32 protein-coding genes are annotated in these 24,040 nt (G+C 63.7%); 7 read left to right on the top strand and 25 right to left on the bottom strand.

Annotation, left to right across the window (positions count from 1 at the left end; translation table 11 throughout):
* Positions 1-24: 24 nt before the first annotated feature.
* The 7 genes from AC3A6G_RS03235 to AC3A6G_RS03265 all read left to right on the top strand — a co-directional run bounded on the left by AC3A6G_RS03235 (position 25) and on the right by AC3A6G_RS03265 (position 4,208).
* Positions 25-312, top strand: a complete 288-nt coding sequence (locus AC3A6G_RS03235) for a hypothetical protein (RefSeq protein WP_487873029.1) — start codon at positions 25-27, stop codon at positions 310-312.
* A complete protein-coding gene (locus AC3A6G_RS03240) occupies positions 290-535 on the top strand; it encodes a hypothetical protein (RefSeq protein ID WP_487873030.1) in 246 nt (81 codons plus the stop codon). Before AC3A6G_RS03235 ends, AC3A6G_RS03240 begins: the two co-directional genes overlap by 23 nt.
* A gap of 400 nt (positions 536-935) precedes the next feature.
* A complete protein-coding gene (locus AC3A6G_RS03245; protein WP_487873031.1) occupies positions 936-1,475 on the top strand; it encodes a nucleoside 2-deoxyribosyltransferase in 540 nt (179 codons plus the stop codon).
* A 454-nt stretch (positions 1,476-1,929) separates the two neighbouring features.
* A complete protein-coding gene (locus AC3A6G_RS03250) occupies positions 1,930-2,124 on the top strand; it encodes a hypothetical protein (RefSeq protein WP_487873032.1) in 195 nt (64 codons plus the stop codon).
* Between the two features lie 132 nt (positions 2,125-2,256).
* The gene (locus AC3A6G_RS03255; protein WP_487873033.1) at positions 2,257-2,484 is read left to right on the top strand and encodes a hypothetical protein; all 228 of its coding nucleotides are present in this window, start codon (positions 2,257-2,259) and stop codon (positions 2,482-2,484) included.
* Positions 2,485-2,512: 28 nt separating this feature from the next.
* Positions 2,513-3,007, top strand: a complete 495-nt coding sequence (locus AC3A6G_RS03260; protein WP_487873034.1) for a thermonuclease family protein — start codon at positions 2,513-2,515, stop codon at positions 3,005-3,007.
* Positions 3,008-3,119: 112 nt separating this feature from the next.
* Positions 3,120-4,208 (top strand): hypothetical protein, encoded by a 1,089-nt coding sequence (locus AC3A6G_RS03265; RefSeq protein WP_487873035.1) that lies wholly within the window; start codon positions 3,120-3,122, stop codon positions 4,206-4,208.
* A gap of 1 nt (position 4,209) precedes the next feature.
* Here the strand turns inward: AC3A6G_RS03265 and AC3A6G_RS03270 are convergent, their stop codons facing one another.
* From AC3A6G_RS03270 to AC3A6G_RS03390, 25 genes are all read right to left on the bottom strand, one after another.
* Positions 4,210-4,692 carry a DUF2514 family protein gene (locus AC3A6G_RS03270; RefSeq protein WP_487873036.1) on the bottom strand — a complete coding sequence of 161 codons (483 nt, stop codon included), beginning with the start codon at positions 4,690-4,692 and terminating at the stop codon, positions 4,210-4,212.
* Positions 4,689-5,219 (bottom strand): hypothetical protein, encoded by a 531-nt coding sequence (locus AC3A6G_RS03275; RefSeq protein ID WP_487873037.1) that lies wholly within the window; start codon positions 5,217-5,219, stop codon positions 4,689-4,691. The genes AC3A6G_RS03270 and AC3A6G_RS03275 overlap by 4 nt, the downstream gene beginning before the upstream one ends.
* A 2-nt stretch (positions 5,220-5,221) precedes the next feature.
* Positions 5,222-5,527, bottom strand: a complete 306-nt coding sequence (locus tag AC3A6G_RS03280; RefSeq protein ID WP_487873038.1) for a hypothetical protein — start codon at positions 5,525-5,527, stop codon at positions 5,222-5,224.
* Positions 5,524-5,922: a hypothetical protein gene (locus AC3A6G_RS03285; protein ID WP_487873039.1), complete on the bottom strand. Its 399-nt coding sequence runs from the start codon at positions 5,920-5,922 to the stop codon at positions 5,524-5,526. The genes AC3A6G_RS03280 and AC3A6G_RS03285 overlap by 4 nt, the downstream gene beginning before the upstream one ends.
* A gap of 59 nt (positions 5,923-5,981) precedes the next feature.
* Complete coding sequence (locus AC3A6G_RS03290; RefSeq protein ID WP_487873040.1) at positions 5,982-6,398, bottom strand: hypothetical protein; 417 nt, start codon at positions 6,396-6,398, stop codon at positions 5,982-5,984.
* A gap of 3 nt (positions 6,399-6,401) precedes the next feature.
* On the bottom strand, positions 6,402-7,253 hold the full coding sequence (locus AC3A6G_RS03295) for a hypothetical protein (RefSeq protein ID WP_487873041.1): 852 nt from the start codon (positions 7,251-7,253) through the stop codon (positions 6,402-6,404).
* A gap of 1 nt (position 7,254) precedes the next feature.
* Positions 7,255-11,031, bottom strand: coding sequence for a phage head spike fiber domain-containing protein (locus AC3A6G_RS03300; RefSeq protein WP_487873042.1), 3,777 nt, complete (start codon positions 11,029-11,031; stop codon positions 7,255-7,257).
* A gap of 62 nt (positions 11,032-11,093) precedes the next feature.
* Positions 11,094-11,489, bottom strand: a complete 396-nt coding sequence (locus tag AC3A6G_RS03305) for a DUF6950 family protein (protein ID WP_487873043.1) — start codon at positions 11,487-11,489, stop codon at positions 11,094-11,096.
* On the bottom strand, positions 11,486-12,070 hold the full coding sequence (locus AC3A6G_RS03310; protein WP_487873044.1) for a hypothetical protein: 585 nt from the start codon (positions 12,068-12,070) through the stop codon (positions 11,486-11,488). Before AC3A6G_RS03310 ends, AC3A6G_RS03305 begins: the two co-directional genes overlap by 4 nt.
* Positions 12,067-12,540 carry a hypothetical protein gene (locus tag AC3A6G_RS03315; RefSeq protein WP_487873045.1) on the bottom strand — a complete coding sequence of 158 codons (474 nt, stop codon included), beginning with the start codon at positions 12,538-12,540 and terminating at the stop codon, positions 12,067-12,069. The genes AC3A6G_RS03310 and AC3A6G_RS03315 overlap by 4 nt, the downstream gene beginning before the upstream one ends.
* Positions 12,541-12,653: 113 nt before the next feature.
* Positions 12,654-15,050, bottom strand: a complete 2,397-nt coding sequence (locus AC3A6G_RS03320) for a phage tail tape measure protein (RefSeq protein ID WP_487873046.1) — start codon at positions 15,048-15,050, stop codon at positions 12,654-12,656.
* Positions 15,047-15,304 carry a hypothetical protein gene (locus AC3A6G_RS03325; protein ID WP_487873047.1) on the bottom strand — a complete coding sequence of 86 codons (258 nt, stop codon included), beginning with the start codon at positions 15,302-15,304 and terminating at the stop codon, positions 15,047-15,049. Before AC3A6G_RS03325 ends, AC3A6G_RS03320 begins: the two co-directional genes overlap by 4 nt.
* A gap of 23 nt (positions 15,305-15,327) precedes the next feature.
* Positions 15,328-15,684, bottom strand: a complete 357-nt coding sequence (locus AC3A6G_RS03330) for a hypothetical protein (RefSeq protein ID WP_487873048.1) — start codon at positions 15,682-15,684, stop codon at positions 15,328-15,330.
* Positions 15,681-16,151: a phage tail tube protein gene (locus tag AC3A6G_RS03335; RefSeq protein ID WP_487873049.1), complete on the bottom strand. Its 471-nt coding sequence runs from the start codon at positions 16,149-16,151 to the stop codon at positions 15,681-15,683. Before AC3A6G_RS03335 ends, AC3A6G_RS03330 begins: the two co-directional genes overlap by 4 nt.
* 69 nt (positions 16,152-16,220) lie before the next feature.
* The gene (locus AC3A6G_RS03340) at positions 16,221-16,583 is read right to left on the bottom strand and encodes a DUF3168 domain-containing protein (RefSeq protein WP_487873050.1); all 363 of its coding nucleotides are present in this window, start codon (positions 16,581-16,583) and stop codon (positions 16,221-16,223) included.
* Positions 16,583-17,068, bottom strand: a complete 486-nt coding sequence (locus AC3A6G_RS03345) for an HK97-gp10 family putative phage morphogenesis protein (protein WP_487873051.1) — start codon at positions 17,066-17,068, stop codon at positions 16,583-16,585. Before AC3A6G_RS03345 ends, AC3A6G_RS03340 begins: the two co-directional genes overlap by 1 nt.
* Complete coding sequence (locus AC3A6G_RS03350) at positions 17,061-17,282, bottom strand: hypothetical protein (RefSeq protein ID WP_487873052.1); 222 nt, start codon at positions 17,280-17,282, stop codon at positions 17,061-17,063. Before AC3A6G_RS03350 ends, AC3A6G_RS03345 begins: the two co-directional genes overlap by 8 nt.
* 8 nt (positions 17,283-17,290) lie before the next feature.
* Entirely contained in the window at positions 17,291-17,620 is a 330-nt protein-coding gene (locus AC3A6G_RS03355; protein WP_487873053.1) for a phage head closure protein, read from the bottom strand.
* Positions 17,620-18,096 (bottom strand): head-tail connector protein, encoded by a 477-nt coding sequence (locus AC3A6G_RS03360; RefSeq protein ID WP_487873054.1) that lies wholly within the window; start codon positions 18,094-18,096, stop codon positions 17,620-17,622. The genes AC3A6G_RS03355 and AC3A6G_RS03360 overlap by 1 nt, the downstream gene beginning before the upstream one ends.
* Positions 18,093-18,314 carry a hypothetical protein gene (locus AC3A6G_RS03365; protein WP_487873055.1) on the bottom strand — a complete coding sequence of 74 codons (222 nt, stop codon included), beginning with the start codon at positions 18,312-18,314 and terminating at the stop codon, positions 18,093-18,095. Before AC3A6G_RS03365 ends, AC3A6G_RS03360 begins: the two co-directional genes overlap by 4 nt.
* A 62-nt stretch (positions 18,315-18,376) precedes the next feature.
* Positions 18,377-19,669, bottom strand: a complete 1,293-nt coding sequence (locus AC3A6G_RS03370) for a phage major capsid protein (RefSeq protein ID WP_487873056.1) — start codon at positions 19,667-19,669, stop codon at positions 18,377-18,379.
* A gap of 89 nt (positions 19,670-19,758) precedes the next feature.
* Entirely contained in the window at positions 19,759-20,613 is an 855-nt protein-coding gene (locus AC3A6G_RS03375; protein WP_487873057.1) for a head maturation protease, ClpP-related, read from the bottom strand.
* A gap of 3 nt (positions 20,614-20,616) precedes the next feature.
* On the bottom strand, positions 20,617-21,894 hold the full coding sequence (locus tag AC3A6G_RS03380) for a phage portal protein (RefSeq protein ID WP_487873058.1): 1,278 nt from the start codon (positions 21,892-21,894) through the stop codon (positions 20,617-20,619).
* Positions 21,891-23,591, bottom strand: coding sequence for a terminase large subunit (locus AC3A6G_RS03385; protein WP_487873059.1), 1,701 nt, complete (start codon positions 23,589-23,591; stop codon positions 21,891-21,893). Before AC3A6G_RS03385 ends, AC3A6G_RS03380 begins: the two co-directional genes overlap by 4 nt.
* Entirely contained in the window at positions 23,591-24,040 is a 450-nt protein-coding gene (locus tag AC3A6G_RS03390) for a terminase small subunit (RefSeq protein WP_487873060.1), read from the bottom strand. Before AC3A6G_RS03390 ends, AC3A6G_RS03385 begins: the two co-directional genes overlap by 1 nt.

Consider the following 24,040-nt stretch of genomic DNA (forward strand, 5'->3'; position numbering starts at 1 on the left):
CTTGGACATCTACCGGGGAGAGCCATGAGCAAGGTGAAGGCGGCACGCCAGGAATGGGAAGAGCAGTACGCCGCGGCGCTGCTCAAGTTCGAGCCGCGACTCGCGCTCGACGACGCGCTCGAGGAAGCGTGGCTGCGCTACGAAAGCAGCGGCCACGAGAACCCAATCGCGGTCGCTCGGCGAGGTGCGCATGTCGGCGACGAGCAGGGGGAGGCGCTCATCCTCGGCGCGAACACGCCTGCCTGGATGAAACCCGGCGCCGAGGTGCCGCCGGGCTGGAGGTTCGAAGGTGGACGCTGGCGCAACGATTGACGACGAGCTGCTCGAGATGGCGCGCAGGGTCGGCGAGCTCGGCCCCGATGAGCCGATGCGGCCGTCGCTGCGGGATTTCGCCGACCACGTCGCCGGCCGCTGCGCGCGCATCGGCGATCTCTATGGCGACTGGGACCGGAATGCCGGCGACCACATCCGAGCGGTCATGCATGAGATGCCTGGCCTGCTGCCGAAGAGTGCGGACGGCGAAGCATGCGAGTGAGGATGCAGCGACGCTATCGCGCAGGGCTGCAACTGACGAAACGCGAGTTCGTAGACCAACCCTGGGCGTGTGGAATGCTCACCTTGGAGGACCGCGAGGGCCGGCCGCGGCTCGGGCTTTGGCCGGCTGTCCCAGATCCCAACGTGCGCCCGCTCGGCATCCTTTGGCGACCTGAAATCGTTGCCTGCGCGATGGACACAACGAGCTTCACAGGGGCTGAGCACGTAGGCGACCTGTGGTTCTATCAGGTCTGGTACTGCCAAGCCCATTCCCTGCCGGAGGATCTTTCGCACGAGTTCATGCGGCAGGTCCTCGAGCGCGATCCTCAACCCAGATGAGCGATGCGCCCTGTGAATGCTGATAGTTGCTTCGCCTCCGCACCGCCGCATACTGCACCTCCATGGCCCACCCTGCTCGCCCGCGCATCTATCTCGCCGGCCCGGATGTCTTCCGGCTCGATGCCGCGGAGCACACGCAGAGGCTGGTGCTGGCCTGCGAAAAATTGGGACTCCAGGCGCAGCCGCCTTCAGACGGGATGCCGCCCATCGCAGCCATCGGCAAAGAAGCCCAGTACATCTTCAACATGAACATGGCCAGATTGAGCTTGTGTGATGGCGTCATTGCGAACCTCGAGCCTTTCCGAGGCACTGAGCCCGACTCCGGCACTGTGTTTGAAGTCGGCGCGGCTGTCGCGATGGGGCTGCCCGTGGTGGCTTATGGGGTCAGTGGCACCTACGCGACGCGTGTGCAGCAGCTCATGAGGGTCGTGCGTGCCGGTGGCGTTCTGCGGGACCCGAAGAACTACGTGGTCGAGGACTTTGACCTTCCGCTTAACCTAATGCTCGCATGCTCTGTCCAAATCGAAGACACGGCGGAGAAAGCATTGGCCGCCATAGCAGGGCTGTTCGCTAGGCTAGCTGGAAAGCACCACCTCCATTAGCCGGCGGATGAGCCATCGCCTTGGGCTGCTTTTTGCCCGAACCATGCGCACCCATTGATTTGAAAGCCGCTCTGCGGTTACATTGCGCGCACCAAAGACAGCCGGTGCTTTGGGACCGACGCGGACCGGCAGACGAGGGATCAAATGCCGCTCTTGTTCTTGCGCAAGCTGCACCAAGCGCAGTTGCCGATCCGTGTTGCCGATCCTGGCGAGCTCAGATGCGTCTCGCTTCTGCACGCAACCGGCTTGGTGGAAGCCGAGTTCTTGCCGATCCGGCAAGCCGGGCTGCCAAGCCCCGTCTACGTCGCGACAGTGCTTCGGATAACCGAGGAGGGGATGGCGGAGCTTTCAAAGTCTGGCGCCGCCTCGACGTGTTCACCACCCGCGCCATGTTCAGCGCGGCGACTTCGGCTTCTGTGAAATCGGCGACAGACCCCCGCGGGAGAAGGAACCCATGAAGAACGAATGCGATCGCGCCCTGCTGAAACTCGAACCGGATGTTCTGGCGGCGCTGGAGAAAATCGGACTCTATTGGCAGGTCCAAGCAAACGAAGTCCTGAGGCAAGTATTCGTCTCGGATCTACGAACGGATGAGTTCGAGTTGCCTGCCTTTGCCCGGCCAAACCCCTTGAGTGGACAACGCCGTTAATGCGAGTGAGGCAAAGCCACCTCGCCAAGACCTAGCTTTGAAGGCGCATCAGGTCGAGAAAGTTCAGGCGCCGGCCTACTTCTGAGGTGGCGGCGCTGGTGGACAAGTTGTCTTCCACTAGGAGACCAGCCCATGAGCGAGAACGCCGTCGATTGCGACGAAGAGAAGTGCGATGCACAAGCCGAGTTTGAGCGCATCGCCATAGAGATCGGCTTAGTGCAGGCCGGCGAGCCGATGGACCCGGCGCTGCTGCAGTACGGGTTCAGGGTGGCCGAGCTTTGCGCCTCGGTCGGCGACCGGTACACCGACGCGCACGAGGGGAACGCCGGAGAGCACATCCGGGCACGGTACGGCGAGTGACGGCCACCGGGGCAGATAGCATCGAGAGATGTTTCGTCTCGCCCTCCTCGTCCTCGCGGCTCACCTTCCGCTGCTCGCCAGCGCCGAGCCGCCTACCCCATGCCTCATCGTCGGCATCAGCGATGGCGATACCGTCACGGCACGCTGCGGCACGGGGGGTGCCTACGAGCAGATCAAGATTCGCATTGCCGCAATCGATGCACCTGAAAAGGCCCAACCCTTCGGCGAGCGCTCAAGGCAGTCTCTTGCCAAGCTCTGCCACCTCCAGAATGCCGCGGTCTTCCAGCGCGAACGAGATCGCTACGGCCGCACCGTGGCGGATGTTGAATGTCGCGGACAGGATGTCGGAACCCACCAGGTAGCCAATGGCATGGCATGGGTCTACGAGCGATACGCCAAGGTCGCAGACGCGCCGCTATTCAGAGCCCAGGATGCAGCGCGGCAGGCGCGTCGAGGACTGTGGCGTGACGCTGAGCCGTTGGCCCCGTGGGAATGGCGCAAGGATCGTCGCCCCAAGCCTTGACTACGTGCGCTCGGCAGGCTCAAGCGCACGCCGCGCTAAACAATAGGGTGCCACAATCGCCCTCACAGTCCGACGCTTACATCTAGCGACTGCACTCAGGAAGCCAGGAACAATGCTGAAATCTGTCGTGAAGGCCGCGCTGCGCCCCGCTTGGATCCCGATCAAGAGTCGCATGATCCAGTATGTCGACTCCAGAGCCGCCGAACAGTCGCTGCTCATCCGCGACCTAGACCGCGCTTTGAAAGAGGTACAGGAAACCGTTCGGAGGTCCGCCGAAACGGAACGGAGTTGGAGCAAGCAGAACGACATCCTCACGCAGGAGCTCAACCATCTTCGTTGGGAGGTAAGAGAAAGTCGCTACTCGTTCTTCTGCCCAGACCCGGCGGACAACCCGGTTGATGGGAGCCTACCAGCGTTTGAGTTCTCGAATTGCCAAGCATCTGACTTCTATCACCCCCGATATGCGCAGATGTGTCGGCTCATCAATGAGCGACCCCGATTTCATCGCAAGCAATGGGAATTCGCCTTCGTGTTGCACAAGCTGATCGAGTCGGGGGCGGTTGCCAAGGATGCGAGAGGCTTAGTCTTCGGTGTGGGGAGGGAGCCATTGCCCGCGGTATTCGCTTCGATGGGCGTCAACATCGTAGCCACGGACGCACCTAGAGAGCTGGATTCGACCTCTATGTGGGCGAACACAAATCAGTACGGGGCGGAGTTGTCCACCTTGAGCTACCCGGCGATCACACCCGATGAGGTGCTTGCACAGCGCGTCACGCACGGCTACTGCGACATGAACAACATCGATCCGGGTCTTCGAGACTTCGATTTCAACTGGTCTTCGTGCTGTTTCGAGCACTTGGGCTCGCTAGAAGCTGGTCTTCAATTTGTTGTCAACGCCGTGGAGAAAACGCTGAAAGTCGGCGGCGTTGCCGTTCACACAACAGAATTCAACGCGTCGTCCAATGACAAGACGGTGGAGTCGGGCGACACCGTCGTCTACCGCCGCCGAGACATGGAGGCTCTCGTCCAGCGGCTGAGGGAAAGGGGACATCACGTCGAAGACTTCAAGATCGGTCCCATGGCCCACGCTCTCGACTACCACGTAGACGTGCCACCCTATGTCCAAGACCTTCATCTGAAGCTCAGGATTGCAGGCTATGCCTGCACATCTGTAGGGCTTGTCATTCGACGCGGACGCTGACTCATTTGGCGGTCAGGGAGTCGTAGACGCGCTCGCAGGTGGTGCCGGCGGCGCCCCGCTCTCCAGCAAGCCGCGCCAGATCTTCCGATCTCTGCTCAAGGCGGCCGAACACGTCGGCAAACACCATGAGGGGGTCGACGGCTGGCGGGCCTGAGGCGGCAGCGGGGGGATTCGGGCAGGCTCGTTGGATGTGGCGGATGGCAGGCTGCTGCAGCCGGCTGTCAGGCAAAGCAGCAGCATCGCGAGCTTCGGCTTGAATGATCGGTTGAGCATCTTGGACTTCCTTTGCGACGGCCGCGGTGCGGCGTTGTTCTTCGGTGCGCTGCGCGCGGTCGGCGAGCAGGCGCTGCTCCGACTGCCCGCGCTTGTAGTCGGCCAGTTCCTCGCGGGCCCCGGCGCCGCCAGCCCGCCATGTGAAGGCGTGCGAGAGGGCTAGGACGGTGCCGAGCGCAACCAGCTTCCAGTTAGTGAGCAACCATGTCATGGCAGCCCCAGAAAGGACCGGGCCTGCCGGTGGTAGGCGTTCCACTTGGCGCGCAGTGCAGCCCGATCGCTCGACGAGCCCCGCGAGTGAGCGCCGGGGCGCCAGGCGCGCAAGTAGAGCAGCCATGCGCCCTCCGTGTCGGTCACGCGCGGCAGCGCTCCCGGCTCGGTCCATAGCAGCAGGCGAGCCAAGATTGCAGCGAGCACGTCGTTCGTCTCGATCGCCTCCCACATGGCCTGGCTGGTGAAAGGCACGCCGTGCTCCATGCAGGCAGCTCGGGCGAGTTCGCGGCTCGCAGGATGGGTCATGGTCCCGACCACCATCCCGCCGTTCTGCTCGCCCTGCCAGAAGGACCGCGCCGGTCCCTTTTTCGTCGGATCGTTGAGGACTTGCCATCGGTGGACGAACTTCGACTCCTGCAGGCCGATGGCAAGCAACATCACGCGGGCTTCGATGCTGTTCATCTTCGGCGGCAGCCAAGCAAGTGCCGGCTCGATGGCGGTGCGGGTGATTTCTTCTAGGGTCATGGTCAGTCCTCCCCCAGCGGTGCCGGGCCGGTTGACGTGAAGGGCGGGCCGTTCCGCCAGTCGCGGCTTTCGATGCAGAGCTTCAAGGCGATCGCCAGTGCGAACACGACTGACGGCCATCCGGGTAGCTCCCACAGCCACGGCGAGAAGCCGTTCGCTGCCGCGCCCATGAGCAACCCGACGTAGCCGATCCGCACTCGCAAGAGGACGGCCCGATTAATCTTCCGAGCGCGGCAAATGCAGATGAAGACGATGGCCGCAGAGATCAGGCCGTTGATGCCCGCAGGCAGGTAGCCGTCGTAGGTCATTGCTTCCCCCTCGCTGCGATCAGGACATCGACAAGCCGATTGAGCTTCTTCGCCGCCCAGGGAAGGATTAGGGTCGTCCACTTGTCCGCGGAGAACGCGAGGCCGGCGGCGAAAGGGCCATAAAGCCAGTTCTCCTGCAGCGGCCCCCAGAGAGAGGCCACGCCGATAGACAGCGGCACGGTGCCGAATAGCGCGAAGATCACCGCAGCGGCGAAGTAGACGCATGCACGAGTGAGGCTGTCGCCCTCCCGCTGCATGATCATCACGCCAGCTCCTCCCATCGAGCAGATGGCGATGACGACATAGGGTCCGACCACCATTGCGACGGAAGGGCCGAAGATGATGCCGGCGATGATCGTCACCAGGTGGACTGGTGTTAGGTCGGGTGTCTGCATGCCGTCCTTTCAGGCACAAAAAAACCCGCCGGGGCGGGTTGCTTTGATGTTGCGGAAGTTCATGCCGGCAGTTCAAGGACAGGAAGCATGTCGATCAACTGGTCGCGGTCAGGCTCCGGAATCTCGCCGGCTTGCACCAGCGCCAGAACCTCGTAGCACTTCGCGTAGACCTCATCCATCCAGTGGCCGAACGCGAGCCCCTCGGCGTGGAACGGACTGCCGGGAAGCGCAGCCCGCAGAGCGGCGTTGGTGATGCTGTCGTAGCCCTTCGCGCGTGCTGCTGCATTGAGATGCACGTCGACGGCCAGAAGCAACGCGGCGGCGCGTTCCTCAACCGACGGAGCGGCCGGCGGGATCTGGGCATTGCCCTCCTCCAGCCAGGCAAGATAGGCGAGGTAGTCAGCGTTGCCGGTGTCGACCGGAATACGAGCATCGTCCTCAGCACGCAGGATGTGGGTTTCGTGTGTGATGTACATGGCCTACAGCTCGCTGTCAGCGGTCCAGAAACCAATCCAAACAAAGGCGCTGGTGGCAGCAGCAACGCAGTACCACTGCAGCCCCTCGAAATTCGCCGCGCGAGCATCAAAGACCGAAACGTTCGTGGAGGTGGTGACTCCGTAGTTGACGGTCGGCGCCGCCCGCTTGGACACCTTGAACGGGATCCACTGAAATTCGCCGATGCCGGCAGCCCCAGCCCCCCCGATCATCCCCGTGCCGACTTCAAAATAGCGTTGGCAGGAACTCATCTGATCAGAGAAAAGGCGCCGATCGAAAGGCGTCGGAGCCGTCCCGGGCTCAAACTGAACCCGCGTCAGGGTGCCGGTTCCAAATTCGATCGTGCAGTTTGTGTTTGCAGCAACCCCAGTCGCCGTGACGCCACTGGCTCCTGACGCGCCGGCACCAATGCGGCCTTGCGAAGTACCGAACCAGGACAGGCAGTACGAGCCGCCCTCCATGTTTACCCCCTCCACCACCTGCTGCAGTTTCCCGGCGGTGATCGTGATCAAAACATCTGCGCCGGACTGGGTGAATGTATAGGTACATCCGCCCGGAGCCGCCTTCCAACGGTCATGTCCATAGACGCCCGCAGCGAGCACCACGGTGCCGGACTTTGCGCGCTGATTGATGATGAAGTTTCCATTGATCAGGCGGTTTCGACTGCCGATCGCGGAGCCGATGCCAAGTTTGGTTCGGGCTTCGGAAGGATCTCCAGTGGTTCCAAGAAGCCCCGTGAGGGCGTCGTGGAGTTCCGCGAACCCTTCTCGAGCCACGGCGTTGGAGGGGTTGGGGTAAGGGGCGGAAATCTTGGACTTGGCGGGAAACGCGGGCATATCAGTAGCCTTTCAGAATGATGTCGGCGGTAGCGCCGGATACGGAAACGTGTGCGCTGTTGAACGCTCGGATCGCCGGCGCAAGGTTCGGCGTCTTGGTCGTTTCAACGGTGACGGCGCCACTCACGTTGGCCTGCAGCGTCGCAGTGATTGCCTTGATGACCGTGAACGGCTTGGTGTAGGGGATTGCGGTCCCGCCGGCCGCAATCACGACGTTGGCGAGCACCTCTTCAAGATCGGGGGCGTCGATCGTCAGAACGAGCGATTCCAAGATGCCGCGCTGCGTGCCTGCGCCGATGGTGACTCGGAACTGGTAGGAGTCGTTTTGCGCGACCAATTGGCCGGGCCAGGGCACCCACCCACCAGGCTCTCCATAGAAAGGCGCGGACATTGCGACTACAAGCCCGGTCTCCGGGTCGATGCCAACCGTATCGGCGTCATAGAAGGAGTCGGTATCCTGACCATAGAACGATCCCGGTCCCGCAAGCCGATACTCGATCGTGAGATCCACCCCTTGCGACTGGGCCTCCAGGGTCATGATCGAGCCCGCAAGCGCCGAAATGATCGAGATCGGCTTCGTCACGTAGACCATCTGCCCATAGGCTCCAGCCTCGTAGAACGGCTCGGTGTCTCCTGCGTAGAAGCTCTGGTCGTCAGTCCCGTAGAACGAATCCAGCGCGAGGGCAGCAAGATCCCCGCCGATTCGCTCATACCCGGATTGGCCGTCGCTAACACTGATGGTGTCCGCAGCGCGGCTGACCTCAGCGGTGGTCGTCGGGACATAGCTTGACGGCCGATCGCCAAGCTCAAGCTGCGCGCCGCCGACCACAAAGGAGTCAGCGGAGGTCCCGGCATTCGCGTACAGCCGCAAGCCCGACGGCGCGGTCGGGGCCTTCGCAAATGTGCCGCTCACCCAGACACGGTAAATGCTTCCCGAGACGTGCTCGATGCCGCCTGCCAACGCTGTAGCGTTTGCGCCCAGTGATGTCGCAGACCCCACCAGCGCGCCCGTAAACGTGTCAAAGTTCTGACGCACCGATTGCACGCCATCCGCGTCAATGAGTAGGACTCGAACGTTCCCGGGGGTGGCAGAGCCGATCGCCGTGGATGCGTCAAAGAAGAAGGACGCGCACAGAGTGCTGTTGGCAGGCACGGTCGAAGCGGACCGCATGTTCATCGAGTCACCCGCCACCGATCCCATGATCAGCCTGGTGCCGTTGAGGCCCAGAACGGCGCCGGGCATCGCCGTGTTCGGCGTGTTGCTGAACCATGCGCTCGTATTGCTGGCAGGAAGCAAGTTCGTAGCCGCACCCTCCACCAGCAACTCGCCTGCTTCGAATCTGGGCACGTTGATGCCAGCAGTCTCGATCAAGCCTCCGGGACCGACGTATGTTGCAGTGGTGGGCCGCTCGATCGAGTAGATATTCTCTGGACCGTATTGCGGATACCGAGCTGGCGCGAGCGGCCCGGCATCTTCGCCGGTGGGCCAACCCATGGCCCGAAAGTCCCACTGCTCGAGCACGTTGGCAATCGGCGGGTCGCCGAGGTTCATCACGATGTTGCCGGTCGCCAGCGACTGATTGCCGCTCGTGTCCTGCGCCTTCCCCATGATCGTGACCACGCCGCCGGGGCGTGTCACAAGCTCATACGGGCTTTCGGTGACGAGGCCGGTGTGAAGCGGTGCGGCGCTGTTCCAGTCGACGTTATTCCCGTAGTGGAAGCGGAAGACATAGCCAGCCAGGTCAGGTACGCGCCGAGGCAGGCTCCACGACAGCACAGACCCGGAGATCGACAGGTTCTCGATGTTCGGCGGAGGCTCCGTCTTGCCGATGACCGAATGAACTTGCTGCGGACTCCACGCGCTCGCAGCAAGGGAGTTGCGGGTTCGCGCACGAATCAAGACGAGTGAGAGATCGTCGACGCCGGTCAGCCTTGCTTCGACCGCATCCCCGGGAACAGACACAGTGCGCCAGTCGCCATCGGGCAAGACTTGGAACTGAACCTCAATGCTGCCACTCGATGCGACCGACGCCTCCTGCACTGGCGCCCAGGTCACCCGAACACTATTGACAATCGTCCCATCGTTCTGAACGATCAGTTCCCCCTCGCCGCTGAAGATCCCCGTGATGGTCGGCGGGTTGATCTCCCAGGGCTTCGGCAGTCCACTGTTCGAGGTCATCCCGCCGGGGACAAACGGCGCGCCTTGTGCGTAGATGGCCGCTGTCGTTTCTTTCAGCGTCAGCATCACGAAGCCTTCGGAGTGGAAGGTCCGGTTGAGGATGCGGAATTCTTTGCCGATCCACCCGTAGCGCGACAAGGTGAGGTACACGCCGTCGAACAGCTCGAGCGGGTACGCGCGCATCTTGAATGGCAATGTGACCGTGAGCGGATCGCGGCCATCCCGGAGCATGATCCCGGCAATGTGGCTCGCCTGGCCGGCATAGAAGACCGCGGGCATCACGACTTCTTGCGACAAGACCGCGCCGTCGTCAGCAATCAGCGCCTCGGCACCATAGGGGGCCAGTGGCGTTTCGATGTAGTTGGCCGCCTGATCCCAGATGCGGGCGGCGATGGTGTTGACCTTCTCATTGCGCGGCCGATGAGGGCTGATGCCAATTGGGACCTGCGATGACGATCCGTCATTCGACCGTTGGATCACTGCGAGATCGGCGTCCGTCAGGTGCATCACTGGGGCCTGATAGATGCCCGCCCGGACCGCATACTCGGCGCCCGCGAACGCCCACTCTCCACCCATCGCCTGGGTCAGGTCGTCGAGCACATCCCGTGCGGGAGCGCCGAATGGCACAACCAGGGCGGCCCGGTACTTCTGCACGTTGTCCGAACCGGTGTAGCTCGTCGGGAGATCGCTCGCATTGGCCGCTGCAATGATGCTGGCTTCCTCGTCTGCGGTCAGTGAGGTGCGCTTGCCAAACTGAGGGTGCAGGAGAACGTGCCGGGACATGATCGCCGGGTTTTCGGTGAACGCGGTCGAGCCGGTCCGTGGGTCGTAGCACTTGGCTCCGCGGATCTGCGCGGTGATATTCGGCAGGCCAGTCGGGAACGATGTCTCCTCGTAGACGAACTCGCATTCGAGGTAGGCCACGCCACGAGCGCGATGTTCCGCGGTCCAGACACCGGGCAACAGCAGTTGCATGCGCGGGTCGGATGCCTGGTCAGGAGATCCGAGGTGCGTGAAAACTCGAGCGGTCGAGACGAACTGGTCCCACTGGTAGGTGACGGTGTAGAACTGCGTCGGGTCATAGTCCTCGATCGTCAGCGTGTTGCCCACCAGCGTGTACGGCAGCGAATCCTGACTCGGCCGCCGGATCGGCAGGCCCATGGCCAACGAAACGAACACCGAGCCCGGGATGGGCGTGTTCGCAAGAACCCGGACGGGCTGCGCGCTGGTGTCTCGCACCGAGATCTTGTTCCACCGGCCCCATGGCGCAGTGGTGACGTTTCCTTGGGCGTTCAGATCGATCGCGGTTTCGTTGAAGAAGATCCGTTCGACGCCATCGATCTCGTGGGCAGCGAGCGCCACGGTGGCTATGTACACGGCATTGTGCGGCGCTATGCTCGATTGAAAGAAGACTGCCCCGCCCTTGCGGAGCCGGCCAAGCACCAGTTCGCGTGATGCGACAGGGTTCTGCACGTTGACGAGGCGGTCGACCACCGAAGCCTCGTACTGCGCGCGAGCCTGCCGCTCGGCTTTGCGCTTCTGGGATGCACTGATCGCCAGAGTTACAACGAACGTTGCCGCATACACGGCGATGGTCACGGCGGTACTCACGGCTGCCGCGCCTCCTACGCCGCCGATCACTGCAAGGATTGCTTGTGGCATCAGATCTTCCAAGCGGCGCTTGCCGCGTTCATCGGGAGCACAGCGGAGCCATCCGCTCCGGGAGCCAGTGCACTGGTGCCATTGCAGACGCCGAGCATCTCCCGGCCTTCATTGATCAGCAGGACCACATCACCCACACCGGCCATCAGCGGCGGCACTGGGGCCCCAAGGAGATCTGTCGCGAGTGCGTGCAGCCCCCCACCCTCCTTGATCAATCGAGCCGCGCCGAGCTCGCCGTCGTATGCCGGGATCGACGCCATGGGGTTGCGCCCGGTCACCGCTTCCACGGCGCCGGCAGCGAACGTGCAGCAGTCGTTCGAGCCCCAGACAAAGGGCTTGCTCGCGCGTGCCTTCACGAACGCAGCGAAGCGCTCTTGCCAGTCTCTGAGCCTCATCGTCCCCCCAGCGCCAGAAGCCACTGCTTGCCGGCCCATACGATGGGCTTGTTCGCTTGCGACAGGACGTACTCAAACGCGCGATCACCGGGGTAGAGAGACTGCTGGTCGACGTTGCTGTAGGTGAGCGGCGTGCCGCGAAGCAGATCGACCGCCGAGCTTTCCGCAGTGACGGCGATCGTGCAGGTGTCGCCGTCTTCTTCAATGCTCATCGTGTCGAGCTTTCCGCTCCAGTCGATCGGAGCATCCAGTACCGCGCCAAACTCGCCGACGATTGCCAGCCGAATGACCACTGGCGAGCCTTGGACGATGGATGAATCGTCCATCGCCAGAGCCAGGTAGTCGGACGGCACACCAGACATTGCGAACTGCAGCCCCTTGATCTCTCCGGGAGAATCCTCGATCGGAGCGACGCTTCCGAGGCCAGCAGCCCCCCTGTACGTCACACCTCCGTAGACGAGATCCCCGGCCGATGAGTTCAGCGCCACCGGCACGCCGGGGAACTGCAGGTGAACCAGTTGAACGATCCGCAGGACTTGGTCGCTCAGCGCGGCAACGGCTGCGGGCAACAGCGACTTCATGGCACCGCCTCCACGAAGTCCAATGCCACTTCTGGCGCATAGCCGGGGATGTACTGCACCGCAGATGGCGATGCGAGGCGAAACGTCGCCGTGGGCTTGTCCCACGTCACGGAAGAGCCCGCGACGATAGCCTTCCGAAGACGATTCACCAGCGGCACACCGAGCACGCCTGCCCCGCTCGCCACGCAGTCATTCTGAACCTGCAAGAGCAAGCCCCCCACGCCGATCATGTCCCCGGCGAGAAGGGTCGCGCCGGCGGTCGTGTTGAGAAACAGTGCCGCTCCGCCAATCGGCGCAGCCTGCGAGGTCGGAGTTCCCCTCATCGTCCCGCGCGGCTGCTTGCGCACCCAGTGGTAGATGTTGACGGTGTTCGTCTTCCCGCGAAGCGCGGCAATGAATGCCTCGATCGCCGCCGCGCCCGCATGGGCACGGTTAGGGAGCGACAGCGACAGAAGCCAGCGGTCTTGCATGAGGTCGACGACTTGCTCGCTTCCACCAAACGGGGACGCGAATTCGCGCTGTGTAGTTAGCAGGCTCAGACTGAATGAGTTCGGGCAAAAGCCAGCGGGCAAGGCAATGACAGTCACGAGAATGCGCCCCCATACGTGCGGCTTCGACCCAGGCGGCCAGCGGTCTGCGCTTGCGAAGCCGCCACCACCTTCTTGACCTCGGCCATGCTCGCCACGTCGCCGACCGTGAAATAGTTGTTGGTTGTGCCACCGCCAGCGCCGCCAGCAAGTTCATGATTCGGCACGATCCGGCCGGCTGTGTTGGGCACAAAAAGCTCCGGGCCCCGCTCGCCCACGATGGACACTTTGCCGACAGGAGGAGATCCACCGGCGGCGAAGAAGCCACCGAAGTCCTGATTGCCGAACGCAGCGCCCGTGCCGAAGCCGCCGCCACCGGTGCCTCCCAGGCCGCCAAGAGCACTGCTCAAGAAGCCAGCGAGCGGCCCCGTGATCTGCTGCTTGATGACGATGCGCGCGATGTCGCTGATGATCGAGTCGACCAGCCCCTTGAAGTCCAGCTTGCCAGTCTTCACGAAGTTGACCAGGGCCTCTTCCATTCCAGCGAACGCGCTCGACACCGCCTCTTCGGTCTGCTTGAAGACGTTCTTCGACTCGTCGAAGTAGTTGCGCGCCGCCTCGGAGGCGCCGAGCGTGAATGACTGCTGGCGCAGTTCGATCTGTGCGTAGTACTCCTTGTAGCTGTCGATCGACTTCCTCTGAAACTCCTGTATCAGCGCGAGCTCGCGTTCGTAATCGGCCTGGCGCCCAGCGAACTTGCCGTTGCGGTTGTCCCTCTCGAGGTCTTGCCGCTTTTGGTCGTAGGTTTGCTCGATCTGGTTGAGCGCCGCGGCGAGGTCCCGGGACTTCCCGCCCTGCCCCATGCCCATGACTTCGAGCTCTCGGGCCTTGTTGGTAACGTCGAGGAACGACTGTGCAGCGTCTCGAGCGTCGGCAAAGGCCCTGGCGATCTTGGTCGCGGAGTCGGCGGCCTGAATGTCCAGCACTCTCAGATTGGTTGCCGCGTCAGCGCGAGCCTTAACCAAGTCGGCGATGGCGTCGTTGAGCTTGCGCTGGTTCTCGATCGCCTCCTTTCCAGACAACGCCCCCTGCTCTTTCTGCAGGCGGTCGATGCTCCGTTGCAAGCCCTCTTGCTCGATCTGGTCGCCTTCGACCTGGAGTTTCCGGCGCTCCTCGAAGTATTCGGCTTCACCAACAAGGCTGGCCGAACGCTGTGCGGACAGGATCTTCTCGCGGTTGTCGAAGGCGCTCGTCAGAGCGGCGGTAGCCTTCTTGATGTCTTCAAGGTCCAGAGCCAGCTGAGCTTTTGCCTCCTGCGCAGCGCTGTTGTCCTTCTTGCCAGCGCCCTTTCCTGGCGCGGGAGTCACGCTGATCCGCGGCCTTGCCACCTCGGCGTTTGCACGCGCACGAGCGGCGAGCCGCTGCGTTTCATCGTCGGAGTACTCGGGCCGGCCGATCGCCATGACCCGCGCCTGGAACGCATCGAGTTCAGCGCGGGCGCGCTTGCCGTCTTCCTTCACGGCCTCGCTGATGGCAGTGAATCCGCTGAAGTCCATTCGGACCAGCGCATCCAATTGGGCGATGATGGCCCCGATCTCGCGACCGACCCCGAGGAAGACGAAGCCCACGTCGCTGGCGACGACGGCAAGGGTTTGGAACACCACGGTCGCGGCCTGTACCGTTCCGTTCAGAGTGGCGGTGATCGTGTCGACGGTCGCCTGGTTCTTCGCCAGGTCGGCGAGCAGTTGCTGCACCTGAGTGAGCGCGGGGATGAGACCCGCGGTCTGGGTCTGGACGAATGCGTCGAACTCGGCGCGCAGCCGCGCGAACCCCTTGGTGAATTCGTCGGCTGCTTCGATCTGTTCCTGAGTGACTCGCACCTGACGCTCACCGCCTTCAGCGAGGTCATTCAGAAACGGGATCAACTCCGCGCCCGACTTCCCGAAGAGCGCGACGGCCGTCGCCGTCTTGTCCGCACCGTCCGAGAACCCAGCCAACGCCGTGGCAACAGCATCGATCTGCTGCACGGGGGTCAGCTTCTTGAATGCCTCGAACTCAAGGCCGATGTCCGCCAAGGCCGTTCCCACGGCCTTGGACTCGTCGTCCGTCTTGGCGAGCGCTGCCGTCAGCTTGATCGAAGCGGCGGCGAAGGTGTCGACGCCAGTCCCGGACAGGGTGAGGGCCGTCTGAAGAGTCGCGATCTGCTCGGCGGTATCACCTACCTTGTCGGACAGGTCCTTGAAGCTCGCCAGCGTCTCCACGGTCCGACTGACAAGCGCGGCAGTTGCGATACCAACGGCTGCAAGTGCGACGCCCACCGCAGCGCCAGCAGCGGTGACAGCGGCGTCGATCTCTTTCGCGCGCTTCTCGGCCAGCTTGGCGGATCGGTTCATGTCCGTTTCAAACGAACCCGTCCGCGCCAGCAAGTCGACAACGATGCTGCCAATGGTCATTCTGATTTTCTCGGTGGTGTGACGCCCGCGGCCTTGAACAGGTCTAGGTCAGCGCTCGTGCGCCCGGTATCAGGAGGAGGCTGGAGCCAGTCCAGCTTTCTTTGCATCGCGTCTTGGTCGCCGCCCGACAGCGACGTGGAGATCAGCGCGGCGGGCCTGTGAAAGCGGTGGTAGTCGTCGAACGGTTCACTGCGGTACTTCGCGCACCAGCCGTCGAACTCCGAAGGCGTGATGCAGGCCTTCCACTCGGCCACCGATCTGCCGCCAAGGGCGAGAGCTAGTTCGTACCAGAACCACTCTTCGCCCCTGGCGGCGATGCTTTTCCCTTTTCGCCGACCCCGTTCAAGGACAGGATTGCGGAGAACAGGGCATTGCACGGGCCAGGCTTGAGCTGCAGGGCCTGCTCGTAGGTCAGCGCGGGCGACCCGTCCGGCTCGCACACGCTGGCCGCTATGAGCTTCGCCATGCTGCCGGACCGAACGTCCGGATCGGCCGACTGCTCGGCGATCTGGAACTTGCGGTACTCGACCACCGGCAGCTCACGGAAGTGCAGCAGGTGCTTGCTGCCGTCCGAGAGCTCCACCTCGCGCTCTTGGATCTCGGCAGATACGAGAAAGGCGTCGAACTTGCTCATACGGTGGTGAGCTTGAAGGCGACGGCGCCGCTGCGCTGAATGGTGATGGTTCCCTTCCAGATGTCGTTGCCTTGGATTTCGATGTTGATGTCGGCCACGTAGCCCTTGAAGATGGCCGAGGCGCGGGCTGCGACGGGCTGCACAGCCGAGCCGACTGCGGTCGGGGCCGTGGCTGCGTCGGAGCTGTAGATACCCCACGACACCTCGGCGCCGGTGTCCTTCAACGCCAGGAGCGCAGCGTGGCTGAGCTCGTCCTTGTGGATGTTGAAGGTCACTTGCACCTGCCCCGGATTGCCCAGGCCGGCCACGAAGGTCTTGTCGACGGTGTTGTCGAGGCAGGTCGATTCGATCTGGTCACGAGCCCCACCGAGGCCGGAGATGCCGGTGATGCAGACCGCGCGAGTGACGGCGGTCGGGCCGGATGCCCAGTAGAGATCGGTGCCTTGGCTTTTGATGACGGTGCCCATGGTGATGGCCTTTCTTTGGTCGAAAAAAAAGGCCGCTCAACGGCGGCCTGGTGGTTGAAAACGGTCCGCTCAGCGCGGCTTAATGAAGTCGAAGGCAAAGCTGATGCGGTAACGCTTGGTGGTCTCGTCCTGCTCGTCGGCAAGGTAGGCAACAAGGTGGGCTGCCGGCTCGAGCGCGGCGCGAACGGCGTTCGCCAGCGTCTCGATCTGGGTGTCGCCGTCAGACCAGCAATCGACCTGCACTCGGAAGAAGTCAGCGTCGGCGCCTTGGAAATTGTTCTCTGCGGTGCCGCCTGGCGCGCTCCATGTGACGTAAGGGGCGACCACGTCCTGCGGCGCTCGGCCATGGCGGTACGCCCGCACGGGGTTCGAGCCGATCAAGGCGGTGACGGCTGCAGCGTTCTTCAGCAGAGGGAAAACCAGGGGAAGCATCAGCGCACCCCTTTCGAAACCTTGGCGATGGCGCGGTTCACGCCCTTGATCAATTCTTCCTCGACGGTCGACAGCGCCTTCTCGCGCGCGCTCATGTAGGCCGGCGTCATCCAGGGCTCAGCCTTCTGATGCTCGGTACCGATCTCCAGATACCGGCCAGTGGCGACGGCCTTGGTGTCGCGGCCTTCGTACTTCTTGCGACTGATCAGCACCCGGTAGCGCTCGTTCGCCCCGCTGCGCTGCGGATTTGGGTCACGCCGAACTACGATGGCCTTTTCGAGGGTCTTGGTGCTCGCGTAGCCGGCTTCTTCGGTGTTCTGCGTGACGCGACGGACGTTCGCCTGCGCCTCCTTCTGGATCACGACGCCGCCCTTGCGCAGCGCAGCCTTCACTGGGCCGCCGCGCTTGCTGGCGATCTCGGGCGGCAGCGCGCGCAGCTTGGCAAGCACGTCGTCGAGGCCGCGCAGGGAGCGGCTGTCAGCCATTCAGACCGCCGTGGTCAGGGACGTGCAATTCGGGGCCGTCCTCGCCGTCGGCCGGCCCAGCATCCGGCCGCTCCTCGGCGAAGAACTCGCAGCGCACCGTGACGCATTCGCCCACGCCGAAGCGCACCTCGAACCACTTCGAGGAACGAGGGATGTTGAGCTCGGTCATCAGGAGGTCGCGGAGGTCTGCGCCCTGCCCGGACATGGTCTTCATGCGGTTGGTCATCCTTCGTTCGCTCCCGTGTCGCACGCCAGATCGACGTACTCCCGGCCCTGCGCGTCGGGCAGCACGGCCAGGATGTTGAAATTGGTCAGCGCGTAGACCACGCGCCACTTCGCCACCACGTCTTCGCGGAAGCGGATACGGATCGACGCCTTCGCAGCGCTGATCGTCGTATCGGCCTTCAGCGTCTCCACGCCATTCAGGTAGCGCACGTTCGCCCAGACCGTCGCCACGTCCTGCCAGGTCTTCTCGGTCGCGCCGGTGTCCGGGTCTTGCGTCTCCACCAGGCGCTGCAGCTTGACCTCACGGTTCAGCGTGCCGATGCGCATCAGACCCCCAGGCCCACGCGAAACGGGAACAGGAGCTGCTCCGCGCCGATGGGAAGCTGCTGCACTGCGCCCTGCTGCACGTCCTGGCGGTTCTCGAACAGGTGCCCCAGAGTCAGCAGGATCGCGGCCTCGATCTGCGGGTTCAGGACGATTCCGGCGTAGGTCTCGCTCGCCGTCGTCTGGGCGGCGCGGTAGACGCGCAGGGCGTAGCCCTCGGCCGCGCAGCGTGCGGCGGCGTCTTCGATCAGGCCCGCCGCGGTGAGCGCTTCCCGATACGCCACGCCGGCAGCGACGAGCGCAGCGGGCACACCGGCGACAGCGGTCTCGAGCGCCGCGGCGTCTGCATAGATGCCGCGGTTCAGGAATTGGGCGGCCGAACTCTCGGCCGCGTCGAGCTTGCCCTGCACCTGCTCGTCGGGGTAGTCCGACTCTAGGCGCAGGTGCGCCTTGGCGGTGGGCAGGGAAACGATGGTCACTTCTTGGCCTTGGCCGTGGTCTTGGCGGCGGGGGCTGTCACCGGATCGCTGACGGGCGCAGGCGTGGGCGCCGGAGTGGACGCGGGCGGGGCCTCGTCGCTGTCGTCGTCCTTCACCTTCACTGCCGAACCGTTGTCGACGAAGAACTGGCCGCGGCTGCTGTCCATCTGCACGATGGTGCCGGCGCGGGGGTCGGGTGCCTTGAACTTGATTCGCATGGTGTTCTCCTTCAATGAAAAGGGCCCGGCGGACCGGGCCCTTGATTGCGGGATGACCGTGATCAGGTCACGTTGCCGAAGTCGCCGTAGATGAACGCTTCGGGGCGATACACGGCCAGCGCCAGGCGCTCTTCTGCCAGGATCGTGACCATGTTCTTCACGAAGTCGTCTTCGTTCTCGGTCGCGACCTCGACGCGCGCCTGCCAGCGGTCGAACACCTGAGCACCGAGGCGGAACGCGCCGGCCAGGAACTTGTCGACCTCGATTGCTTGCGTGGTCACCACCGGGCGATTCCACAGCGTGGCGCCGATCGTGCCCTGCGGGTTGCCGATCAGATACCGGCCGGTGGTGTCCTTCAGCAGTTCGATGCGCGCCCAGTCGATGGGGTTCATGACAATGCCGCTGGACGGGTACTCGGCGAGCTCGGCCTGCAGAAGCGCAAGGCGGATCATGTCGATGCCGGTCTCGGTGCCAGCCGGATCGAACGGCGCGGCGTAGGCGGTGGCCTGGGGGATGATGCCCAGCAGGTTCTGGCCCGTGCCATCGCCGTTGAGCAACTGCTGCTCTTCCTTGTAGGCCAGGCCATAGCGCAGACGCTGGTCGATCAGGCTCTGGAGCTGCGAGGCGTCGCTCAGGATCTGACGCGAAGCCTTCACAAAGTGAGCGATGACCTTGGCAGTCGTGCTCACCAGATCGAACTTCATCGTCGACTCGGGCTTCTTCGCGCCTTCCGCGACCATGCCAGCGCTGTTCGTGAAGCCGGTTTCCTTCACGTACTCGAGGGCGTTCCCGTCCATGGTGCCGGGCGTGATCAGGTCTCGCACCGTCATGCGACGCTGCGGCAGCGCCAGCACGCCCGGAACACGGGTGGTTTGCACCAGGTCGCCCGCCGATCCGTCGGCGTCGGTCGCGAGGGAGGTGATCGCGGCCTTGACCGTCATGTCGACGCGACCGCGAGGCGTGGTTTTCCCGAGGAAGGCCTTCACGTCTTCGCTGTTGACGAACTGCTGTCCGAGGGTTTGGTGCTGCACGTCGCCGCCAGCGCCATTGGCCTCCAGCTTGGCCAGGGCCTGCTGAGTGGTCTGCAGATTTGCCTGAAGCTCACCCTGCTTCACCAGCAGTTTGTCGACTTCGGCTTTGGTTTCGCCCGAGAGCTTGCCGGCGTTCTGCGCTTCAGCCAGGGCCTTCTCGCCCGCGGCCTTGACCTCGCCGCTGATCTTGTCGAGCGCGGCCTTGATTTCGGTCGGGTTGAAGTTCTGCGTGTCGCCGATGAAAGCGAGTCCGGCCAGCGCCAAGGCGGCGTCGGGATGAGCCAGCAGGAGCGAGTGCACAGCGGCCGGGACATCGAAGCCCATGGCCTGGGCGCCGATGGAAACGGCGCAGAGGGCGATCGCGAAGATCGCGATGAATTTGCGTTGCATGACAGTACCTTTCAGGGGGTGGTTCAGGAGAGAGAAAAGCCTTTGAGGGCCGAGAGGACATAGACGGCCGGATCGCCCCGGACGTGTTCGGTGGGATCGCCCTCACCGCCGCCGGCGGGATCACCCACGCCGGACTTGAATTCGCTGATGAGGCGCAGGGCCTCGGACTTGGGCATGCCGCTGGCACGCAGGCCAGCTTCGATGCGGCGCACCGCAGAAGCGCTGGCCTTGCCATCACCCTTCTTGACCTGGTCGGACGGCAGGAAGTCGTCGGCGAAACCGTCGTCGATCGCGGACTGACCGCCGATCCACGTTTCAGCGTCCATGAGCTTCGCCATCGCCTTCATGTCCTGCCCGGTGCGCGCGGCGTAGATGCTTGCCATCGCGTCGTCGAACGGCTTCAGCGTGTCTGCGATCTCGATCAGGTCGTTCCGGTTGCCGATCGCCATGACCCAGGCGTTGTGGATCATCAGGAAGCCGGCGCGGGCCACCTGCACCGTATCGCCGGCCATGGCGATCACCGATGCAGCCGAGGCCGCGAGACCGAGCACCTTCACGGTCACCTCGCCGTCGTGCTCGCGCAGCAGGTTGTAGATCGCAAGGCCTTCGAACATATCGCCGCCCGGCGAGTTGACGTTGACCGTGACCGGGCCAGCACCCATGGCCCGGAGCGCACCCGCGATTCGCTTCGCGGTGACGCCCTCGCCGGTCCAGTAGTCGTACCCGATTACGTCGTAGACGCTGATCGTGCGGTCGGCATCCTTGTCGGCGGCCTGCACACCTGCGTGCCAGCGGTCCAGCGCACGCGCATGCAGTTGGCTGGTAATGCCGGCGCAGGGGCGCCCCTCCGGCGCACCCGGTAGTGTTTTCTTGCTCATGGGTCAGCCCTTCAAGGGTTCGGCGTCGATGCCGAGGAACGCGCGGATAGAAGCCCGCGCCTGGTTTGCGTCGGTCGCAGTGCCGAGAGCGTCGAGAGTGGTCATGGCCGACTGCACCGTAAGCACCGCGGCATTGCCGCCCATCGGCTCGCGGTCCTCGAGCTCGCGGATCTCGTCGCGGGTCAAGATGCCGTTGTTCACCATCGCAGCGTAGAAGGCGGCCCGGCCGGCGCTATCGGCGCGCAGCAGCCCCTCGACGGCGAACTTCGGGTAATAGCGGACGCGGTCCGCGGGTGTGAGGAGATCCTTGCTGATCGCCTGTTCGATGCGGCGCAGCCAAGGCCCCAGCGTGAACGTCAGGAAGCCGATCATCTGCTGCTCGATCCCGGTGCCCCAACTGCTGGATTTCTCGGTGTGGCCGACCATCCAAGGCGGCACGCGGAACCAGCGGCAGATCGACTCCACCGAGAAGGCGCGCGATTCGAGCAACTGCGCATCCGACGGCTTGATGCCGAGCGTTCCGGCATCCGTTCCACCCTCCAGGAGCGGCGCCTCGCCGCGCTCGATCGAGCCGGCCAGATTCTTCTTGAACTCCGCCCGTTGGTCGGGCTTGAGGAAGTTCGTCATCTTGTAGTAGATGGTCTGAAGCAGCCCGTTCTTGAAGGTCTGTGCAGCCGCCTTGTCAGCGGCGATGGCCGAGCCGAACACCTTGGCGCCGTAGCTGATCACCGACACGCCGTTGACGCCGTCGAGCGTGAAGCCGGGGATCGTCCAGATTCGCGATTCGGGAATCTCTCGCATCTCGCCATTCGGCCGCGGGTACTGGAAACGCTTTCGCCCGTTCTGGTCTCGATTGCAGACCAGCTTGTTGGGGTCGAGGAAGGACAGGCCGACCAACTGCGGGCCGACGTACATCTTCTCGGCGCGGCCGGCGCCGCGCAGCAACATCGAGGCGACCATGGCCTCCCAAAAGATGGATGCCGTCGAATCCGCATTCGGCTGATCGTGGATGACGAAGTGCAACCGGTGCTGCGGCGCAGGCCGCTTGCCCGACGTCGTGCGCTCGTTCATTCCCAGGGGCAACGTGGCGATCGTCTCGGAGATCAACCGCACGCAGCTCCAGACCGCATCCAGTTGCATCACCGATTTCGGTGTGACCTCTACCCCCGACTCGCTCGCCATCGCACGATCGATGTACAGATCCTTGTCGCGCAGGGAGAAGGAACGCACGAACCCGTCGATCGCAGCGCGCACGCGCGTCATGGCGCCCGGTTTCTTCATGTGCGACCGCCCTTCACGGGACTGCTCAGCCAATCGTCCATAGAGCCCATCCCCTCAGGGTTCAGCGACATCAGGGTCACTGCGTTGAAAAGTGCCAGCAGCGGGTCAATCTTTGCCGTACCCGATGCCTGCTTCGTGATCAGAATGGCGTTGCCGCGCGGCTCGACCTTTGCGTTGCCGACGCAGAACGCCATCAGGTCTTGGTTGCCATGCACCAGGGCGCCTTCAGCGAGTTTTCGCTCTGTCGTCTTGATGGCGCCGGTCATCGACCAGCCCTGCCGGATGCCGATGACCTTCTCCTGCGGGACATCGGCTTCGACCATCGCGTCCAGGATGCCGCCCAACCCGGCGGGGTCACATCCGACCTCGTCCAGCAGACCGGAGGCCTCGCACCGAGCGACGATCTCGGCCACCTCGAACACGTCGTCGCCGATCTCCTTGACCAGCGTCACGTCGTGCTGCTTTGCAAAGTCGTGCAGCCGCGGCGCGATCTCCTTGCGGCGCTCGAGCACCGACGCATGCGCCCACGCATGGGTCCAAACCAGCCAGCGCCTGGTGTCGCGCTCGCGCCCGACCACTGCCAGGCCCAGCAAGTCGTCCAGGCCGCCGCCGTCGATGCCCACGTCGACCACTTCGCAGCGCTCGAGCAGCGAATCGAGGGTCAGTCCGCGCTCGGTTCCCTGCCGCTCCCAGAAATCAGCGCCGGCCCAGCGGTCGGAGCGCAGGTTCATGCCGATCTCAACGTTGAGATGCTTCGCCAGAAACCCTCGCATCGACTGCTCGCCAGCGTTCTGCGCCTTGCCGAATTCCCGCTCCAAGAACTCCCGGTCGACCGAGTAGTCCATGTTCGGGTTGACCATGTGGAAATTCGCGGGGTCCAGGTGCTCCTTCGCGTCCAGCATGTCCTGCGGGAACTCGTAGATCACCGGCACGAATCTCGGGTCGATGATCTTGCCGTCGCGCACGTCTCGCGCGTACTGCAGCTTCTGCTTGAAGACCCCGGCCGGCGGATCGTCCGACTGGGTGGTCAGCCAGATGATGAAGCCTTCGGGCCGCGATGCCAGGCCACCGGTGGCCTCACGCAGCATGTTCTCCGCATTGGCGACCTTACCGAACAGCCACGCCTCGTCAATCAGGATGCCGACGGCTTTCTTGCCGCCGACCGTGTTGCTGTCCGCTGCCACCACCTTGAGATTCGCACCACTCGTGCGGTGCGTGATCGTCTTGATGTGCGTCTGTACCTGCATGAGCTCGTCGAGCTCTTCGTCCTTCTGGCACATGTCCCGCGCCGGCGCGAAACTGTTGTTCGCGATTTCCACCGTGGGAGCCAGGATGATGAACTCGGCCGACTGCCGCCAGTTCAGGATCTGCGCCGTCAGCATCACCGCCGCGGCGATGGTCGACTTCGAATTCTTCTTTGGCAGGCAGACGAACCATTCGGTGATCAGCCTGCGCCCTTCCGTCTCCGATCCAGGGCGCGAGTCATAGGCGCCGTAGATGGACGCCGCCAGGTCGAACACCCAGGGCGCGCACGCATCGCCGATGGCCGGGCTGCCCGGCGCGTCCACAATCTTCAGCTCGCGCATCACAGCCAGGCCACGGGCCGCCTCGTCTGGGAAGATCGGCGGCGGGATGATGGACTTGCCCGCGCGCAGTCGATCCGCCCAGTCTGGGCAGGCAGTCGACCATTCAGCCATCAGCGCCTACCGACCAATTTCAGCGGTGGTGCGGCGGGGGCGAACTTACCGCCAGCGGCCTTCTCGGCGGCCGAGCGTTGGTCGCCCTTCTTCCCGCCATCCGCCACCTTCCCGTGAAACAGCGGCAAAAGCGCCTTGGCCGCATTGATCCGCTCCTTCGGCTCGATGTCCAAATCGTTGATCGCCGCCAGCAGGAAGGCCTTGGGGTCCGAATACTGGAGCGCAGCGGAGAGGCCGAATTTCGGAGCCTCGACGCCCGTCGACATGGCCGCGGCGGGCTTTTCCTTGGCGGCAATGAGGTACGAAACGACCCGCAGATCTTTAACAAGTCGGGACCCGGCGGCCGACGCAGTCGCGGCGCTGTACCCCGCCCTGATCGCGGCTTCCTTATTGGAGAAACCCTTCAACACGGCCTCTGCGAAGGCCTTCTTTTTTCCCGTGAGAACCAT

It is taken from the genome of Variovorax sp. Soil_C_26, from assembly GCF_057657075.1.